The following is a 19722-nucleotide window of genomic DNA, read 5'->3' as shown; positions in this document are numbered from 1 at the left end:
AATCTTCCTCCCTGAATTGGTCTTAGCAACTTTATTCTAACTGGAAAGTTCATATGTTTCTATTTTTTTGTGTAAAAATAGGCGTGAATGAATTTCTTCATCCACACCAAAAATTATACAGCCAAAATTAAAAGTTGAGAAAGGAGCTAAGGCTTTTTTCTCAACTTTTTTCTTAAGAAAATTTAATATGTTTGCTTTTTTAGAATGCTTAGTTTAAATTTAGTCTAATAGCTAGAGGGAAATCCTCTTAATTTGAATAAAAGGAGCCGAGGTAATGAGACAATTTCAAAAATCGAGTAAATTAGAAGGTGTTAGTTATGACGTTCGTGGACCAGTTTTAGAAGAAGCCGATCGGATGATTGAAGAAGGCATTAATATTTTAAAATTAAATACCGGTAATCCAGCAACATTTGGTTTTGATGCTCCTAATGAGATTGTTCGTGATTTAATTATGAATGTACGGGATTCTGAAGGCTATTCCGATTCAAAAGGCATCTTTTCAGCCCGGAAAGCCATTGAACAATATTGTCAGTTAAAAGGGTTTCCGAATGTCTCCATTCATGATATATACACAGGTAACGGGGTCAGTGAATTAATTACGATGAGTATGCAAGGGTTACTGAATACAGGGGATGAAGTCTTAATTCCGATGCCAGATTACCCCTTATGGACTGCCTCTGTGTCTTTAGCTGGTGGCACTCCAGTTCATTATATTTGTGATGAAGAAGCCGAATGGAATCCAGATTTAGCGGATATCCGCAAAAAAGTAACGGCTAATACGAAAGCAATTGTAGTAATTAATCCTAACAATCCAACGGGTGCCTTATACCCGAAAGAAATTTTAGAAGGAATTGCCCAAATTGCTCGTGAAAATGATTTAATTATTTATTCAGATGAAATTTACGATCGTTTAGTGATGGACGGTTTAGTTCACTTGCCAATGGCGACGATTGCTCCAGATTTATTTGTAGTGACTTTTAACGGTTTGTCAAAATCTCATCGGGTAGCTGGTTTCCGCTGTGGCTGGATGGTCTTAAGTGGTAATAAGAAAAACGTCCAAGGTTATATTGAAGGCTTAAATATGTTAGCTTCGATGCGCCTCTGTTCCAACGTCTTGTCCCAACAAATCATTCAAACCGCTCTTGGTGGCTATCAAAGCAGCGATAAACTTTTATTGCCTGGGGGCAGAATCTATGAGCAACGGGAATTTATTACGAAAGCCTTAAATGATATTCCTGGAATTACAGCAGTTAAACCGAAAGCCGCCTTTTATATTTTTCCGAAGATTGATGTGAAAAAATTCAAAATCAAGAACGATGAACAATTTGTCTTAGATTTTCTACATGAACATCATATTTTAATGGTTCATGGTGGTGGCTTTAATTGGCAACAACCAGATCATTTCCGAGTAGTCTATTTACCAAAAGTCGATGAATTAGCAGAGATGACAACGAGTATGCGAACCTTTTTAAGTACTTATCAACAAAAATAACTATGAACTTAGCCGACTAATTGTCGGCTTTTTTTTATTTTAGTTGAAAAACATCTGAGAATAAATAGTTATAAAACAATAAAAAGGAGCAAGGGTTTTCTAGAAAAATTGCGCTCATAGTATGGGGGATAAGCCTATCAGTCATTTTTCTGAAAGTTTCAACACAATTTGAAGAAGTAATTACATTCCAGAGCTCTTGATATCAGCTTGAAAATGCCTTAAAATGTGAATTAGCATATAAGTAGAATGGAGCAGAGGTATGTACAAATTTGGTTCAATTATTAAGAAAATTAGGAAAGACCGCCACTTAACTCAGAAGATGTTAGCTGAAAATGTCTGTTCTCAAAGTGTTCTAAGTCGGATTGAAAATAATGAAGAAGTTCCTAATGTTGTTGTGATGCAACAGTTGTGTCATAAACTAGATATTTCAATTGACCAAGTGATGAATCAAGATTCAAAAACAATTAAAACTAATAGCCGTTGGCTGCATTTAATGGATTATTATTATCGTTCAAAAGACTTTAAACAATTAAAACAGTTAATTGACCAAGAGAGTGTTGAGAAATCTTTATTTTCAGATGAAGATTATCAAAAGTATTATTATTATTTAGGTTCCGCTATTTACATGTTAGATGGGAATCTAAAGCAATCTTTAGAATTAGTCCAAAAAGCCTTAAATATTACTTATACTAATAAAAAGAAAATTGTCTCTGATATGGAAATTCTCTTATTAAGTGAGTTAGGAAAAGTCTACTTTGAAATGGAAGACTACGAAGTTGGTGATTTCTTTTTGAAGAAAAGTATTGCGTTGTTTTACACAATACCAAGTGAGCGTCATCAAATTGAATTAACTAAAATCTTTTATAATGCCGCTGTTGCCTGTCTGAATGTTGATAAATACGAGCTAGCTTTAGAGATGATCAATCAAGGAATTAACTGGTCCCGTAAAAACAACAGTTACTATTTCTTAGATGAATTACTATTATTGAAAGGCATCGTCTATGAGGACAACGACCAATTAGCAGAGGCTGTGAAACTAGTGGAAATAGCTAATATCATTAAAATTATTGCAAGTAATGACGAATTGTAATAATGGTATACACCAATCTTGACAATTCCATAAAAGAGGCGTAATTTTATAAGTGAAAGAACTAAAACAAAGAAAGAAGGCTTATGATGAATTCTTATATTAAAGCAGATAAATTCTTTTTAAAAAGTGGTGTTGTTGGACCAGGCTATTTAGAACTTAATGAAGGGCTATTTGGCAGCTTCCTGAAAGAAGTTCCAGCTAACGCTAAAGTTCAAGATTATTCTGGAAAATGGATTGCTCCTGGTTTAGTTGATACCCATATTCATGGCTTCATGAACCAAGACGTAATGGATAATAATCCAGAAGGTCTTAAAATTATGTCAGAAGGCTTATTATCATGTGGGGTGACCGCCTTTTTACCAACGACTTTAACATCTTCCCGTGATTTATTAACAAAAGTTGCCAAAACGATTGGTGAAGTTAAGGAAGAAGTGACTGGGGCTAAAATCAAAGGCATTTATTTTGAAGGCCCATTCTTTACTGAAAAATATAAAGGGGCTCAAAACCCAGGTTACTTCTCTGATCCAAGTCTGGAAATCTTTAATGAGTGGCAAGCAGCTTCAGGGGGAATCATTAAAAAAATCGCTTTAGCACCAGAACGTCAAGGAGTGACTGAATTTGTTGAAACAGTCACAAAACAAGGGGTAGTTGTGGCTTTAGGACATAGTGACGGCACTCTTGAGGAAGCACAAAAAGCTGTTGAAGCAGGCGCAAGCGTCTTCGTACACGCCTTTAACGGCATGCGTGGCTTACATCACCGTGAACCAGGCATGGTCGGGGCAACGATGACTCTACACGATGTCTACGCAGAATTAATTTGCGATGGCCACCACGTTCACAAAAATGCCATGGACGTTTTAGTCAAAACGAAAGGCCATGATCACATTGCCTTAATTACTGACTGTATGATGGCTGGTGGGATGCCTGATGGGGATTATATGTTAGGGGAATTCCCAGTAGTTGTGGCTGAAGGAACTGCTCGTATGCAAGACGGTAACTTAGCTGGTAGTATCTTAAAACTAAAAGAAGCCTTAAAAAATGTCGTTGACTGGGGCATGGCAACACCAGAGCAAGCCGTCATGATGGCAAGTTTAATTCCCGCAGTGAGTTGCAACATTGACGACACTTGTGGTTTAATTGCTAAAGGTCGTGAGGCTGACTTTATCGTCTTATCAGATCAAATGGAATTAGAAGCGACCTTCTTAAATGGCGAACTACGTTACGAAGCTTAACTATTAATTAGTAATATAGAGACACCTCAAAATTTTGAGGTGTTTTTTTATTTTGTGGGTTTTTAAAAATAGTTTAATCTTTTAGCATAAGTGGCAAGAATCAGGGAAATAGTTAGTAGTTTTTATAGAAAATCAAAGATGTTGAAGAGCGCAAACAAGGGGGAATAGGAAATGTTGATTAGCGTGAAAAAGATTTTTTAGTAGTTAAAGCTAAAAAAATCAAGAGCGACTACCTGATAAGTTAGTATAAAATGGCACTGAGATTAGAATTAGATTAAAAAAAGATTGTTTTATTCTAATCGTTATAGTATGATACTTATTATATTAGAAAAAGGGTGGTTGTTTATGAAATTAAAAAAATTGGTTTATTTAGGTTTTATCTCAACAGTCGTTTTAACACTTGCTGCATGTAGCACGGACTCGGGAACCGAAGAAACAGCAGCAACAGGTGAAGAAACTTTAGCAAAAGAACAAGTTGTAAGTTTTGGGATTCCACAAGAAGTGGCCTCATTAGACTTAGCAACTGCAACAGATAAAGTCAGCTTTGGTGTGCTGAACCAAATTTACGAAGGGTTTTACCGCATGAATGCTAAAAATGAACCGATTCCTGCTGGCGCGAAAGCCTTAGCTGAAAAAAGTGAAGATGGTTTAACTTATACATTAGAACTAAGAGATGATGCTAAATGGAGTGACGGTGAACCAGTTACGGCTCAGGATTACGTTTACGCTTGGCAACGAGTGGTCACACCAGCAACAGCATCAGAATATGCCTACTTATTTGAATCAGTAAAAAATGGCGCAGCGATAATTAAAGGTGAGGCTGAACCGAAAACCTTAGGAATTGAAGCGGTCAGTGACAGCGAAGTCAAGATTACTTTAGAAACGCCAACTCCTTATTTTGATTCATTACTAGCCTTTCCAACCTTCTTCCCACTACAAGAAAAAACAGTGGAAAAATATGGCAAAGACTTTGCTAATAGTAGTGAAACTGCGACTTATAACGGACCTTTCGTTTTAGCCGATTTTGATGGGGTAGGCTCTGATTTAGAATGGTCATACAAAAAGAATGATCAATATTGGGATGCAGAAGCGGTTAAATTATCAGAAGTTAAGGCTGTCGTAGTTAAAGAAGCTTCAACGGCATTAAACTTATTTGAAGATAACATGTTAGACGATGTTATTTTAACTGGTGAATTAGCTCAACAATACCGTGACAATGATAGTTATATCGGCGAGCGTGATGGTCGAACAGTCTACATTGATACGAATAAAGGGGACAAAGATTCCCAATTTAACAACTTAAACTTACGTAAAGCGTTAGCCTTAGTCGTTGATGGTGAAGCGATTGTTAATAGTGTCTTGGGCGATGGCTCAACAGCCTCAACAGGAATTGTCCCAAGTGAATTAGCCGTCAATCCAGAAACGAAAAAAGATTTTGTTGAAGATTCAGGTGCTCATAAAACTTTCGACTTAGAAGCCGGTAAAGACTTCTTTGAAAAAGCGAAAAAAGAGCTAGGGGTTGAGACGATTAAGTTTGATATCTTAACCGATGATAATGACTCAACTAAAAAAATTGCTGAATACTTACAAGGGGTTTACAAAGAAACTTTAGGAATTGAAGCAACAGTCACAGCGGTCACAAAACCAATTCGTTTAGATCGCATGTCAAAAGGTGACTTTGAAATGGGACTAACAGCTTGGGGAGCAGATTATAATGACCCGAGTTCGTTCTTAGATTTATTTGTCACTGGGAACTCATATAACCGAGGACTTTACACGAATCCTAAATATGACGCCTTGATTGAAAAAGCTAGTACGACGGATGCCACTGATCCAAAAGCTCGTTGGGCGACTTACTTAGAAGCTGAAAAATTATTATTGTCTGAAGATTATGGGGTTATGCCAATCTATCAAGTTGTCGAAGGACACTTACGTAATCCGAAAGTTAAAGGCTATGTCTCTCACACAGCAGGAGCCTCTTACGATTACAAAGATATGTACGTCATTGATTAGAAATTAAACAAATAAACCCGTTCGCCCTAAAAGGTGAACGGGTTTATTTATTTGAAGAAACGGGCTAAGAAACCTTTTTTAGGTTCTTCTGTGACCGGACTTATATCTAAGTCAGGAAGCTCTTCTGCTTCATTTACTAGTGATTCATGAGGTTGATAAGTCGGTAAGGTGTGGGACACTAATGTTTGTTCTTCATAGGCGACAAAGAAATCAATCACTGCTTGGGGGAAGACTTCGATGTCAGCAGTCATAAAGGACTTAGGAATGACAAAGGTCTGGTGATCATTAGCTAAAATAAAGTCACCATCAATCGTCATCGCCACGACTTCAGCCCCTTCTTCAGTTAAAAAATCAGGCGAAAGAGTCACTTCCGATGCTAAATGCGCAACATTATTTAAAAACAAACGTTTAATTCTAGCTTGGTCTAACAAAAAATAGTCGTCGTATTGAAAAATTCGTCGTTCATCAAAATAGTTAATAAACGTTGTGACTTTCTTGTCAGCAATCCGGTATTGTAAGACGATAAAGACTTGTTCCATCTGGCCCATCTCCTAACGTAAATTTAAAATACTAATATTAAAATTGATACTACCTTTGTCACTAACACTTTGGCCTTGCATATGAATTTCTGTCGGCTTTAAGTCTTTAGCATCATCGTAGATTGGAATTACTCGGTAACGGACAGTTTCACCATTATCAACGGCCACTCTGATCATGTTCTCGTATTCAGTCATTAAAGGACTATTAACAGGATCTTGATAGATAGTAACTAAGTTTTGTAAACTATCGCCACTGCCACCAAATTGGCGCCCAATTAAGTGTCCCCGGGAGTGGCCATAAGGTTCTAAACCTGAGATGAAACCTGGGGGCTTAACATCACGATTGGCTTTTGTTCCAGTGTTGATCATTTTCTTTTTGATTAGAGCATCACCGCCAGTTGCTCGTTCAAGACTATCTAACTTGTGATAAGTCACCCACCCAGTGCTAGAATCAATTAATTCTTCTTTAGTAAAGGTGGCAAGTCCATGATCGATTATGCCTGGGTTTTCTCCTAATTCAGGCTCAGCAGTCTGATTAGGCTTATTTTGAGGTGTTTGTTGAGTGGTTTTCGGACCATCAACACCAAAGTAATCTTGAATAATTTCTGGTACTTGGACTCCTAAGGAACCGAGTAATAATAAAACTAAAATCCCAATTGTTGCAATGGTTGGATTTAGTTTCGCCTTGCTATTTCTTTTTTTTGCCATGTCATTCCCCTTTTCTCTCATTTGATATTATACGTAACTTTAACTAATAACTCAAAGAAAAGTGTGTAAAGTTTCGGTGAAAGCCGTGAACAAGTCATTTTATATGTGTTAAAATAGGAATAGATAAATAATAAGCTGAAAATAGCTTAGTAACTAATACAAATAGCAATCAGTAAGATAATAGGAGCGGATGTTAATGAGCTATGTAGAGTTATCAGGAGTTTTTAAACGATACCAGATGGGTGAAACAACCATAACAGCTAATAATGATATTAATTTTTCAATCGAAAAAGGGGAGTTTGTTGTAATTTTAGGGCCAAGTGGCGCTGGCAAGTCAACAGTTCTAAATATTCTTGGCGGCATGGATCAAGCAGATGAAGGGCAAATCATTGTTGATGGAACTGACATCGGTAAATACAATGAACGAAAATTAACGACTTACCGGCGCTTAGACGTAGGTTTTGTCTTTCAGTTTTATAATTTAGTTCCTAATTTAACGGCAAAAGAGAATGTGGAGTTAGCTTCACAAATCTCTCCAAATGCCTTAGATGTAGTAGAAGTCTTAAAGCAAGTCGGTTTAGGGGAGCGGCAAGGAAACTTTCCTGCCCAACTTTCAGGTGGGGAACAACAGCGGGTGGCGATTGCCCGAGCCTTAGCTAAAAATCCTAAATTACTTTTATGTGATGAGCCAACAGGCGCCTTAGATTATGAAACGGGCAAACAAATCTTGAAACTGTTACAAGACAGTTGTCGCCAAACTGGTACGACAGTCATCGTCATTACTCATAATTCAGCGATTTCGCCAATGGCGGATCGGGTCATCCGGATCAATGATGCTCAAGTGAGAAGTGTCGTAATGAATGAGCAGCCGATGCCAGTAGAAAATATTGAGTGGTAGGAAGTGAACCAATGAAAAAGAAAGCTTTATTAAAATCAGTTTATAGAGAAATTTTTGAGTCGAAAGCCCGATTTCTCTCCATTCTAGGGATTATTCTTTTAGGTGTTTGTTTCTATGCCGGTATCAAAGCGACTGGCCCAAATATGAACAATACCGCTAGTCGCTACTTTCAAGAGCAGCAATTAATGGATTCCCGTTTAATTTCAACGATGGGTTTAACGAAGGAAGACTTAGCGTTACTTGAAACTGATCCGAACATCGAAAAAGTTCAAGCCACTTATAGTAAAGATGTCAATATGAGTAACATTAATCGGGTAATTAAGTTTTACGGTTATGACTTACAGGCTAAAGATCAGTTGAATCAGTATCGTGTAATCGAGGGCCGTTTACCTGAAAAAAACAACGAAATTGCTTTAGATAATTTAGCAGCAATCTTCAAAGATTATAAAATCGGTGATACGTTTAAAATTGAAGCTGACAAGAAAGTTTTAGCAGATTTTAAGCTTAAAGAATACACTGTAGTTGGTTTCGTTAACTCGCCAATGTTTATTGAAAATATGTCCCGGGGGACAACGACAGTTGGGAAAGGCTCGATTGACTACTTTGCAGTCTTGCCAGTTGAAAACTTTCAGCTCGATTATTATTCTGAAGTTTTCCTAACGTATAACAACACTCGGAAATTGTTAGCCTATACACCGGAGTACGAAAAAGCGATGGAGGCGAACACAAAAGAATTAAAAAACTTATTTCAAGAACGACCTCAAAAAAGGTTAGCGGAAATAAAAAAAGAAGCCGAAAAACCTTTGAACGAAGCTAGAGAAAAGCTCAAGGAGGGGGAAGCTGAATTAGCTAAGGCGAAAAAAGAATTAGCAAAAGGTCGTGAAGATTTAGCTAAAGGTGAAAGGGAACTAGCGAATGCAAGAGCCCTTTATCTTGAGAAAATCGCAGCTGGTGAAAATGAGTTATGGTTAAATAGTCAGAAACTAGCTGAGGGAAAGCAAACCCTTGAAGTTGAAAGTGGCAAACTAGCCAGTGGCCGCCAAAAGTTAGATCAAAGTAAGGTGCTATTAGACCAAGGGGCAGCGGAACTAGAAACTCGAGGGATTGATCCTAATACGAATGTAGCAGAACTTCAAGGCCAACAAAGTGAGTTAATCGAACTGACTAAGTTAGCTCAAAATTTGGCAACGGACATTACTCAAACGGTTGCCGCTATTGAAGTAGGTGAAAGAATTCCAGAGAAGACTTTAAATAGTTGGTTAGCTAGTTTAAGTAACTATTCTGAGGAGTTAGCTGACTTAGGGGATGTCGAAGGAGCCTTAGCTTTAGTTGGTTCAACGCCAATGACTGAGGAAATTAAAAGTCTTGTTGCCCAAGCCGCAAGCCGTTTACCAGAAGCCACGACAGAAATTAATCAACAACTTGCTCAATTAGAGGAACTAATCAAGGCTTTATCCACTTACCAAGCAGGTCTTCAAGAGTATCAAGCAGGCGAAAACCAGTACCAAGCAGGCCTCGCCCAGCTAGCGTCAGCTAAAACTGAGTTAGCTAATGGTCAAGTCGCCTTAGACCAAGGCTATCGTGACTTGGAGCAAGGGCGAAGTGACGGCCAAGCGCAACTTGCTCAAGGTGAAAACGAACTTGCTGAAGCTGGAAGGAAGTTAAGAGACGGCGAGAAAAAACTGAAAGAATCAGCCGAAAAATTAAAAGATGGTCAAAAAGAACTGGCAGATAAAGAAGCCGAGTTAGCCAAAATTGAAAAACCGACTTATTACTTCTTTGATCGAGAGGATACGTTAGGTTATGCTGAATATCATGAAAACTCTAACCGGTTATCCTCAATAGCCACGGTCTTTCCAGTGTTCTTCTTTATGATTGCGGCCTTAGTTAGTTTAACGACAATGACCCGGATGGTTGATGAAAAACGTGGGGAAATTGGGACGTTGAAAGCTCTTGGCTACTCAAATGGTGAGATTGCTTTGAAATACATTGTTTACGCGACAGCAGCTAGTTTAATTGGTGCTGGCCTCGGCTTAATTATTGGTTTCAATGTCTTTCCCAAGGTAATTATTGATGCTTATGGCTCCTTGTATAATATCCCTCAAGGGCAAGTCATCTATTATTTAAGCTATTCACTGCAATCTCTGATTGTCGCCTTGATGTGTACGTTAATCTCGGCTATGGTCGTCTTACGTTTCGATCTATTCAGTACCCCAGCCATTTTAATGCGACCAAAGGCACCAAAGGCTGGGCAACGAATTTTCTTGGAACGATTGACTTTCATTTGGAAACGTCTGAATTTTAATCAAAAAGTAACTTTTCGGAATTTATTAAGATATAAGCAACGAATGTTTATGACTGTCTTTGGCATTGCCGGCTGTATGGCTTTAATCATTACAGGATTTGGTTTACGTGATTCGATTTCAGATGTTGTTGATATTCAATTTAGTAAGCTATGGCATTACCAAGGCATTGTGACTTATCAAGAAGAAACAACGAAAGAAGCAGAGCAAGTATTTGAAAAAGCCGTTGAAGAATTACCAGCCTTAAGTAATCGCCTCGTAATTGCCCAACAATCGATGGAAATTCGTCAAAAAGGTAAAACGACTCAAACAGTTACAGTCGATACACCAGAAGATGTTTCGATGATTAGTAAGTTCGTTCTCTTTAATAATCGAAAAACCGGGGAAGTTTACCAATTAGACGATCAAGGTGTGTTGATCAACGAAAAGTTAGCCAAAATGTTTGATTTAAAAAAAGGGGATACCTTTGAACTAACGACGAGTGATAATCAAAAATACCTAGTTAAAATTGCGAATATTATTGAAAATTACGCCATGCATTTTGTCTATATGACACCAACTTATTATGAATCAGTCTTTAATAAGCTACCGGACTTTAATTCAGAGTTGTTGTTATTTGATGGTGAAGTAACCGAAAAACAAGAAGATCAAATTTCAGAACGTTTAATGGCCTTAGATAAAGTTGTTAATGTCAGTTTCTTAACAACGACAAGTAATGCCATGGACGACACGATTGATAGTTTAAACATTGTCGTTTGGGTCTTAATTATCTCCGCTGCCTCCCTAGCCTTTATCGTTCTATATAATTTAACGAATATTAATATTTCAGAACGAATTCGTGAATTATCAACGATTAAAGTCTTAGGATTTTATAACAATGAAGTCACGATGTACGTCTATCGTGAAAATAACATTTTAACAATTTTAGGAATTGTTGTTGGGTGCTTTGTCGGTAAGTTACTTCACACATTTGTGTTAAGTACAGCTGAAGTCGATATGCTGATGTTTTCCCCGACTATTCATAAGATGAGTTACGTTTACTCGGCACTCTTGACTCTCTTCTTTTCTTTCGTTGTGATGTTAGTCATGCATCGTAAATTAAGAAAAGTTGATATGATTGAAGCCTTAAAATCAACTGAATAAAAGAAACCGTTAGTTCCCCTGTAGATTAGGGGGAACTAACGGTTTTTTCTTATAATAAATTAAGTTCTTTAGCTTTATTAACGGCATCGGAACTATTGTTAACTTGTAGCTTTTGATAGGCTAATGAGACGTGGGCTCGAATAGTATTAATCGAAAGGTTAGTAATCGTCACAATTTCTGAGAATTTGTGACCTTCAGCTAATAATTCAATCATCCGTAATTGTTGTTTGGACAATTTGATGTCAGCTGAAGTGGCGATTGGCAAAATCCCTGGTTTCTTGTTCGCCACTTCCTTTGTTAAAACGAGAATCTGGCTGAGATATGTTAAGAGTGTTTGAGAACTGTCAGGTAGTTGATTTAAACGATTTCGTAATTTAGACAAAATCGGCAACAATGCCGCCCCTTCATCAGCATACACTCTTATAAAATGATAAGGTTCAGTTTTTTCAATAATGTCTTTCATCAAAAATAAGGCTTGTTTTTGATGACCGAGAGACCAGTAACTAATCGCTAGTAAAGTGGTCACTTCAGCTTCATCGGCTAAACGTTGGAACTCTTGGGCAAAAGCTAAGATTTTTTCCCCTAGGAGAATCCCCTCATGAGTCCGCCCAGTTAAAAGGTAGGCACGAATAGTTGTAAAATGTTGAAACAAACGATAAATTTCGATGGAATCAGAAGGTGTCACATAATAACTATCGAGCCAAGCTTCTGCTTGGTCTCTTTGGCCTGACCAAATTCCAAGTCGGTGAGTATAGGCTGCATAATTAGGCGTTAAATAGTAATTACTCGTCACATTTAACCAGTTTTCTAATTGGTGTTTTAATTGTTGAAAGTCTTTGCGGTTTCCTAATAAGTAATGGAGATGGAGGAGTTGCATTGACAAAGCAAAATATAACTCATGGTTTGTTTCATCATTAATTTTGGCAAACCCTTGGGTAGCTAATTGATAGGCTTTTTGTAAATCATTACTTTCTGTGGCCAAACCAGCATAAACCGTGGTCATCGTCTGTTCAAAAGCATGTTGCAACAAAACTTTGAAATGAGGCTCAGTTAGAGCTCTAGCTTCTAGGTTTGCTAGCTCATAATAATCAATTAATCCTCGATGAAGAAAGGGGACTTGTAAAGTTAATGAAATCGTACTACCAGAATGGGTTTTCGATGGTGTATCTGGGAGAGAAACAAATTGAGTAATTGAGCTAGTTTTTTCTAACAAAGTTTGGCGAGTATCTAAGCCACAGACTAAGACAATCTCTTCTAAGACGTGAGGGGAGTCAACGGCAATTTTTGCAAAGTTAAGGAGTAGCTGATCAATATGTTCGGCTAATTTAGTCCCCCGACCTGTTAAGTAGTAGTACCATGCTGGAATTAAGTGGAAAGCCGGTTCCCGTTCAAAAAGGACCGCTGGAATATTCATTGCTTGAAATTTTAAAATCGTATCAACGTATTGTTCGGTGCTCTCCTTGTAATCTTGATACTGGCTATCATTTAATAGAGTGACAATCATTAAGTCTTCATCACGACTATTAATCGCAGCTTGACGGGCTTTAAATAGATCATTTTGCTTTAGATAGTATTGGGTCAGACGGCTGTAGACATCTGTCATAATCAACTGGGGGTTTTCATGTATTTTTCCCCGTAAAAATTCAGTAAACAAGTCATGATAGCGGAATGTCTCATCGGTCACACTTTGAATCATCATGTTTTCAAGAGCTAACTGTTGGAGATAATCAAAAGCTTGGGGATCTTCAGTCACGATTAAACAAAGCTCTGAGGTAATCTCTTCTAAAACACTTAGTTTAAGCAATAACTCACGAGTAGCCGTCGACCATTTATCCCACAACTGTTTTTCAATAAAGGCACTTAACCGATTTTCAGTTTCATTTTGCGGTAAAGCAATGGCTGGACTCATGGCTAATGTTTGGAGAGCAATTGGCCAACCCTTAGTTTGTTTATAAATTTGTTGATTTTCAGCAGTCGATAGCTGATAACCAGTCTGTTGATAAAAAAGGCTGACATCTGTTTCTGAAAAAGCTAAATCATCAGCAGTAATGTGACCAATTTTATCTTCACCATAATGATTAGTTAAATCATCAGGTAACTCCCTGCGGCTAAGGATCACAATCTTTGTTGAAAGTGAGAGTCTTTTTAAAATAAAGGGTAGTGACTTTATAATTTTAGGGTTAGTAATGACATGGAAGTCATCTAAAACTAAGGTATAAACGTCTTGATTAGTACTAAAAGCAGCTAAGGCGAGAATGGTGTACTCGACGGGTGAAGAAGTAAATTCAGGATCAGCAACAATTTTATGAAGGGGGATGTTGTCCGGTTGGGCCACAAGCAAAGCATTACAACAAATTTTATAGAAGAGTCCTGGTAAGTTATCGTATTCATCTAAAGAAATCCAGAGGGGCGTTGACTGTGACGCCGACAACCAATGGATAGTTGAGGTCGTCTTGCCATAGCCACCAGGTGCTTGTAAAAAGATGATTCGTTTATCAGTATTTTTTGCGAATAATTGACTGATAGATTCCCGAGGTAAAAAATTTGTTGGTAATGCTTCAGCAATTAATTTTTCATTTTGAATTGATCTATTATCCATCATAGTCCTCCATGTTTATAACTGATTAAGTTATTGCGGTAATCATCAGTTATTGTTTATAAATGAATTATAACTTGTGTGAAACTAAATGAGTATAAAAAAGCCTTAATAGTAGTTATTAGGAATAAAATCAGTAATTTGGCGAGAAATTAAGTAAAAACTAACCTCTTTTTTTTTTACCTCAGGATAAATGAAAAAAAGCTCAATCTTGTGAAAAAGATAATTAAAATTGACCTAACCTTCAAGGGATTGTTGAAACCAACCAGACTAGATAAACTAGAAGTAGTCTAAGAGATGACTCATAGGAAATTTAAATAAGTTAAAGAGGTAGGAGTGAATATAATGAAAAAAAAGTGGCAGATGTTAATTAAAATCTTAGTGATTTTATCTTTAACCTTACAAGTGACACCACTTATCGGACTGGCGGAAACAATCACAAACTCCGTAGCAGCTAGCAACCAATTACAGGAAGCAACCAAGGAAGAGGAGCAATTATTATACGGTCAAGAGTTAGCCGCATTTTTAGCCAATTACTCAGAAGCAGAACAAGTTCTTGAAATCAAAAAACTCACAAAGGAGCAAGTTGTCAGTTTGGAGAAATTTCACAAAGAAGAGGAAGCGGCCAGGGAATTAGCTGATTCAAGCCTAGTCAGTGATGAAGTCCTAGAGTCAACTCATACTTCAACAGCCGCAAGCTTTTCAGAGAGGCAGGAAATAGCTGAAGAGACGACAACAGAACTAGGAGTAGAAAGTGTTGAGAGTCTGACAAGCTCCTCAGAGTCAGAAACCGTGACTAGTGACGAGTCTGAAGAAGAAGCCGAAGGGCCTTTTGATCCAAGTTCGATTACTAGCTTTTTGAGTCCCGGACCGTTAATGAGTGCCTTTGAACAAGGTTCTACTGATAATTTACAGTTAAGTAAAAAGGCGACTTATAATCCATCAACTAAGCAAGTTGATTTTCAATTAGAAGCCTATGCTAAAGGGAGCATAGTGACTGAAATGCGACCAACAGACGTCGTCTTAGTCTTAGATACTTCAGGTAGTATGGCGGAGAGTTTTGGTAAAGTCACTAAAATCGGGGCATTGAGAACAGCCGTTAATGGTTTTGCTGATACATTGTTTTCAGCTGCAAATAACCCAAGTACTGACCAATACCACACAATTAAGTTAGTGACCTATAATTCTAGTGCGACTCTTAACAGCCAAACTTTTCAGACTAATCGACCAAATGATCGTGAGAAATTAAAAGAAGTAGTCAAAAATCTCAGAGTTAATGGCCAAACCCGCCATGACTTAGGTATGAGTCGCGCCGAGAGTGCAGTTAAGGCTAATCGTTCATCAGCAAAACAGGCAGTCATTTTATTTACTGATGGCAGGCCAGAAGCAAGTGGCTATTCAGCCGGATCAATTGCTGGTGCGGCAATCAGCAGTGCCTACCGTTTAAAAAACAATTTAGCTGCGACAATCTACACTGTAGGGATTCAAAATAATGCGAATCCGCTCATTACTAGTAGTAGTGACATTCCTAATAGTATGCTGAATGGAATTTCAAGTAATTACTTACAGGCACAAGTTTCTAATTTGAATAATTACCGAGATACCTTAGCCCTTGGAAGCTATTCAAATAATGGCAATTACTATTTAACGCCGAATAATGCGAATGATTTAGCGAATATTTTCCAACAAATTGCAACTGAAATGGGGAAAATCGAAGGTTTAAGTTTAAGAGATATTTTGTCGGAGGAATTGTTTTTACCAACAGTTGATAATATCCCGAATAATTTAAGTGGGGTAAAAGTTTATCGTAGTTGGGAATACCAGCCTGGATTAAAGGCAGAAACTGACGTTCAACTTAATTATCAGCAAGACAGCAAATCTTTAACAATTGAAAATTTAACTTTAGAGCCAGTGATTTTTGACGGTAACCAACAACCAACACCAGCCACTCGGAACAATAAAATAATCATCCGCTTTTCTAGTGACATTCAGCCAGATTTTATGGGTGGAAATCAAGTCTTAACAAATCAAGCTGAATCAGGGGCCTTTACTAAAAATGAAGATGGCTCTGAAACTGAGATAAAACGGTTTGAACAGCCAAAAGTAAACATCCCTTTAAAGGCGAGTGGTTTAACAAGTCAAAATCAAAAAACTTATATTGGGAATCAAACGAGTTTAAGTGATTTCTTTACGAAGGCCCAAGTCTTAGATGGTAAAAATAACCGTTACACGACAGTAACTTACCAAATCAAACAAGCTGGAAAAATGTTAGTTGAAAAAACAATTCCGGCTGGTACTGCTTTTAAAGATGAGGCCTTTAGTCAAGTTGCTGTAGAAAGCCAAGACACAGTTTACGATCTTACTTACCGGGTATCATCAGCCTTGCCGCCTTTAAGTGGGACAACAGGTGTTGCGGATATCAACAAATCAGAAAAATCTGAAATTTATCTCTTTTATCCAGAAATTAAAGCATTGGACAGAAAAATCTACTTTACAAATCAATTAGATCAAAGGCAACAATTACCAAAAATTATTAATTGGCAACACAGTAAAGCAAGTGAGTTAAAAGACTTAAGGTTTGTAGGTAACGAACCAAGTGTCATCAAAGGAACCTATGAGTTACCGACGACCTTAACCCCACCTGAAGTAACTGGAAGGATTAAAACGGTTCAACTGAGTAATCAAAAAATAATTTCAGACAAGGAGTTAAATCAAACGACGAAGGACTTAAGTTTTAAAGTCTTTATCTTTACACCTACGGTTACAAGTACGAATACAACAATTGACCTTGGTAGTCAAACGATTTTAGCGGAACGATTAAAAACAGTTACTTGGGAAAATAAGTTGACTGAGCTTGCAGGAATTGAAGGGGAAGAGCCGCTCTTAACATTCCAAGCAGCTGTCTTAGGAACAACAACTAAGCTGACGAAAGATCGTCCAGAAGCAGAAACCGCTTATTATTGGCAAGTTAATCAAGGAGCCACCGATATTAGTTCAGTCGTAACTTTCCTTAATAATGACTATCAAAAGAATCAGCAACCTCAAGGGGCTCACTTTACGATTGATGTTCGAAGGAGTCAATTAATTATTAATAAGGAAATAAAAAGTAGTGAACAACGGAACTTTGGCGAAGAGTCCTTTATCTTTGAAATCACTTGGAGTCAAGGGGATGTCAGTGAAACGTATCATCAAGTCATTACTTTAGCTAGCAATCAAAGAACTGGCACAGCAACCTTAAGCTCTTTAAAACCTGGTAATTACCAAGTGAAAGAGTTAACTGAATGGTCTAGTCGTTACTTGGCTGAAACTAAGGAGTTTCAATTAGCCTTGACAGGAGATCAAAAAGGTAGCGTGACATTCGTAAATGTTTTAAATAATAATCAATGGTTAACTCATGAAAGTCAGGTTGAAAATAAGTTTCAAGCTAAGTAGAGAAAGAGTTGAATGAGATGGGAAAGAGATGGGAAATTTTTAGCCGGTTTTTACTAGGCGGTTTAGTTGCCTTAGGTTTACTAATTGTCATTAGTCGCGCTTTAGGCTATCAATTTTTAGTTGTGTTATCCGGTTCGATGGAACCAACAATTCCAGTAGGGAGTTTAATTGTTGTTGCGCCAAGGACACTTGAACAATTATCCGTGGATGATGTGGTGACCTTTAAGAGTCAGCATAATCAAGGAACAGTCGTCACTCACAGAGTAAAGAAGCTTGACCAGAATCAGCAGTGGGTAATGACTCAAGGAGATGGCAATGAGCAGCTAGATAGCCAACCAGTGACTAAAGACCAGTTGATAGGGAAAGTTACCATAAGTTTACCAGCTTTAGGCTATCTCGTGACGTGGCTTAAATCAAAAATAAGTCTTTTATTATTACTAATTTTTAGTTTGATTAGCTTGGGTCACTTAATCTGGCGCAAGTTAATCAATCCACCAAAAAGTCCGGGACTACAAAATGGGTGAAGAGATGGGAGGGGGATCAAATGGGAAAAAAAAGAATGCTTAAATTAGGCTGGTTAGTTAGTTTAGTTGCCTTAGTTTGGTTAGTAACGAGTACGACTCACGCTTGGTTAGTCGAAAGAACAACGACTTTAGAAAACAGCCTACTCGTTGGTAAAGTTGACAATGAAATTATTGAAGAGTTTGATCAACAAGTTAAAAAGAATGTTACCGTTAAAAATACTGGTAATATCACTGCTTTTATCCGAGTTAAAGTTATCCCAAGTTGGCTAGAGCCAGAGACTGGCGTAACTTTAGGGCTACCAGCAGAAGGGACTTATAGTTTGAGTTTTAATGAAACGGATTGGTTTGAATCAGCGGGGTACTGGTATCATCGTCAGCCAGTCGCCAGTCAAGGGGAAACCAGTGTTTTAATTTATGAAGGTCAACCTAAGGCGGATTTAGCCACAGCTTATGAGGGGAAACAATTTAAGTTAGAGATTATGACTCAAAGCGTCCAAAGTGAACCACTAGAAGGAGTCATTGGGCTTTGGGGAATGAATCCCCAAGCAAACAATTAACTAATAAAAAATAGGAGGAATTATAATGTTTAAAACAAAAAAGAAAATGGTTGGAATAATTGGTTTAGGTGTAGTTGTGATGTTAGGAATTGCGAGTACATATGCCTTTTTAAGCGATCAAACAGCGCTAATCGCGAATACCTTTACAGTCGGTAAAGTTGGGATTTCTTTAGCAGAACCAGCTTGGGAGTTAGCAGGGCCAGAACATAAAATTGTTCCAGGCGGAACGTTAGAAAAAGATCCAACCTTAACAGTTAAGGCGGACAGTGAAGAAAGTTACGTCTATTTAGAACTCGACTTTTCTAATGATTTAGCTGAATTTACAGCTTACTATGAGCTTGATTACCATGCTGACTGGGAGCTAATTGCTTCAACGCCCCAAAAGAAAGTCTTCGCATATAAAGAAACAGTCGCAACGAGTAAGCAAGGGACAACGTTACCAGCTTTATTTACAACGATTAGCTTCTCAGAGGAATTAACTAGTGAGACATTAAGCCAGTTAACAGCACCGCAAATTAATGTTAAAGGCTATGCTATTCAAGCACAAGGAATTGCTACTGCTTTAGCCGGTTGGCAAGAAGTTAGTAAATAAGAGAATGAAAAAAGGGGGAATCCTTAATGACTAAGAGAAGATTAGGAGTATTATTATTAAGTTTGTTAATCGTCGGCAGTATTTACACAACTTACGCTTTATTTAATAGTAGTCAAACGAAAAAAGGGATTATTACGACAGGGAAAGTAAAAATTGCCCTTAATGACTTGGACGGCTTAGGCAATCCTTTTACTGAACCAAGTGCAAAGATGGTTCCAGGAGATGACATGCAACGAATTGTCACAGTCAAAAATGAAGGCAACAAGCCAGTTTTTGTCCGAGTCAAAGCAACAAAAGAACTCGTTGATGCGAAAGTCGATTTCAGTCGTGATGATCTCGCTTTAATTTCACTGAATTATGCAACTGATTGGCAAGTAGGGGCGGATGATTATTACTATTATCAAAGCCCCTTAGTGGCCGGGGGCGAAACTACGCCTTTATTTACCCAAGTTAGTTTGAGTAAAGAAGCTGATAATCGTTTTAGTGATCAAAAAATTGCAATCACGTTACAAGCAGATGGGGTTCAAGCAGACAACAATGGGTTGAATAGCTTAGAAGCAAGTGGCTGGCCTAATTAATTAAAGTACGTCACTTGGAGGTGAG

The 19722-nt window shown here is 37.7% G+C and carries 14 protein-coding genes; 11 read left to right on the top strand and 3 right to left on the bottom strand.

Annotated elements, in window-relative coordinates; translation table 11 throughout:
• The first annotated feature begins 274 nt into the window (after positions 1-274).
• From CBF35_RS03370 to CBF35_RS03355, 4 genes are all read left to right on the top strand, one after another.
• On the top strand, positions 275-1492 hold the full coding sequence (locus tag CBF35_RS03370) for a pyridoxal phosphate-dependent aminotransferase (RefSeq protein ID WP_126778570.1): 1218 nt from the start codon (positions 275-277) through the stop codon (positions 1490-1492).
• 259 nt (positions 1493-1751) lie between these two features.
• Positions 1752-2582, top strand: coding sequence for a helix-turn-helix domain-containing protein (locus CBF35_RS03365; protein WP_126778569.1), 831 nt, complete (start codon positions 1752-1754; stop codon positions 2580-2582).
• Between the two features lie 86 nt (positions 2583-2668).
• Complete coding sequence (nagA, locus tag CBF35_RS03360) at positions 2669-3814, top strand: N-acetylglucosamine-6-phosphate deacetylase (protein ID WP_126778568.1); 1146 nt, start codon at positions 2669-2671, stop codon at positions 3812-3814.
• Positions 3815-4159: 345 nt separating this feature from the next.
• Complete coding sequence (locus CBF35_RS03355) at positions 4160-5827, top strand: peptide ABC transporter substrate-binding protein (protein WP_126778567.1); 1668 nt, start codon at positions 4160-4162, stop codon at positions 5825-5827.
• A gap of 47 nt (positions 5828-5874) precedes the next feature.
• Here CBF35_RS03355 and CBF35_RS03350 read toward each other — a convergent pair whose 3' ends face one another.
• Together CBF35_RS03350 and CBF35_RS03345 are read right to left on the bottom strand one after the other, a co-directional pair.
• Complete coding sequence (locus tag CBF35_RS03350) at positions 5875-6366, bottom strand: hypothetical protein (RefSeq protein WP_126778566.1); 492 nt, start codon at positions 6364-6366, stop codon at positions 5875-5877.
• A gap of 12 nt (positions 6367-6378) precedes the next feature.
• Complete coding sequence (locus tag CBF35_RS03345; protein ID WP_126778565.1) at positions 6379-7074, bottom strand: DNA/RNA non-specific endonuclease; 696 nt, start codon at positions 7072-7074, stop codon at positions 6379-6381.
• A 196-nt stretch (positions 7075-7270) separates the two neighbouring features.
• Here CBF35_RS03345 and CBF35_RS03340 point away from each other — a divergent pair, with 196 nt between their 5' ends.
• Positions 7271-7972: an ABC transporter ATP-binding protein gene (locus tag CBF35_RS03340; RefSeq protein WP_126778564.1), complete on the top strand. Its 702-nt coding sequence runs from the start codon at positions 7271-7273 to the stop codon at positions 7970-7972.
• An 11-nt stretch (positions 7973-7983) separates the two neighbouring features.
• Entirely contained in the window at positions 7984-11418 is a 3435-nt protein-coding gene (locus CBF35_RS03335; protein WP_126778563.1) for an FtsX-like permease family protein, read from the top strand.
• Between the two features lie 49 nt (positions 11419-11467).
• Here the strand turns inward: CBF35_RS03335 and CBF35_RS03330 are convergent, their stop codons facing one another.
• Entirely contained in the window at positions 11468-14017 is a 2550-nt protein-coding gene (locus tag CBF35_RS03330) for a winged helix-turn-helix domain-containing protein (protein ID WP_170174699.1), read from the bottom strand.
• Positions 14018-14359: 342 nt separating this feature from the next.
• Between CBF35_RS03330 and CBF35_RS03325 the strand changes: the two genes are divergently transcribed.
• From CBF35_RS03325 to CBF35_RS03305, 5 genes are read left to right on the top strand one after another with little or no spacing between them, the layout of a single operon-like run.
• Positions 14360-17446: a vWA domain-containing protein gene (locus CBF35_RS03325; RefSeq protein WP_126778559.1), complete on the top strand. Its 3087-nt coding sequence runs from the start codon at positions 14360-14362 to the stop codon at positions 17444-17446.
• 17 nt (positions 17447-17463) lie between these two features.
• Positions 17464-17970: a signal peptidase I gene (locus tag CBF35_RS03320; protein WP_126778557.1), complete on the top strand. Its 507-nt coding sequence runs from the start codon at positions 17464-17466 to the stop codon at positions 17968-17970.
• Between the two features lie 20 nt (positions 17971-17990).
• Positions 17991-18527, top strand: coding sequence for a hypothetical protein (locus CBF35_RS03315; protein WP_126778555.1), 537 nt, complete (start codon positions 17991-17993; stop codon positions 18525-18527).
• A 25-nt stretch (positions 18528-18552) separates the two neighbouring features.
• Positions 18553-19119, top strand: coding sequence for a hypothetical protein (locus CBF35_RS03310; protein WP_126778553.1), 567 nt, complete (start codon positions 18553-18555; stop codon positions 19117-19119).
• A 26-nt stretch (positions 19120-19145) separates the two neighbouring features.
• Complete coding sequence (locus CBF35_RS03305) at positions 19146-19697, top strand: hypothetical protein (RefSeq protein WP_126778551.1); 552 nt, start codon at positions 19146-19148, stop codon at positions 19695-19697.
• Positions 19698-19722 lie beyond the last annotated feature (25 nt).

Origin of the sequence: Vagococcus salmoninarum (genome assembly GCF_003987495.1) — a bacterium.
GTDB classification, from domain to species: Bacteria; Bacillota; Bacilli; order Lactobacillales; family Vagococcaceae; genus Vagococcus_D; species Vagococcus_D salmoninarum.
This window is presented reverse-complemented; position numbering and strand designations above follow the sequence as displayed.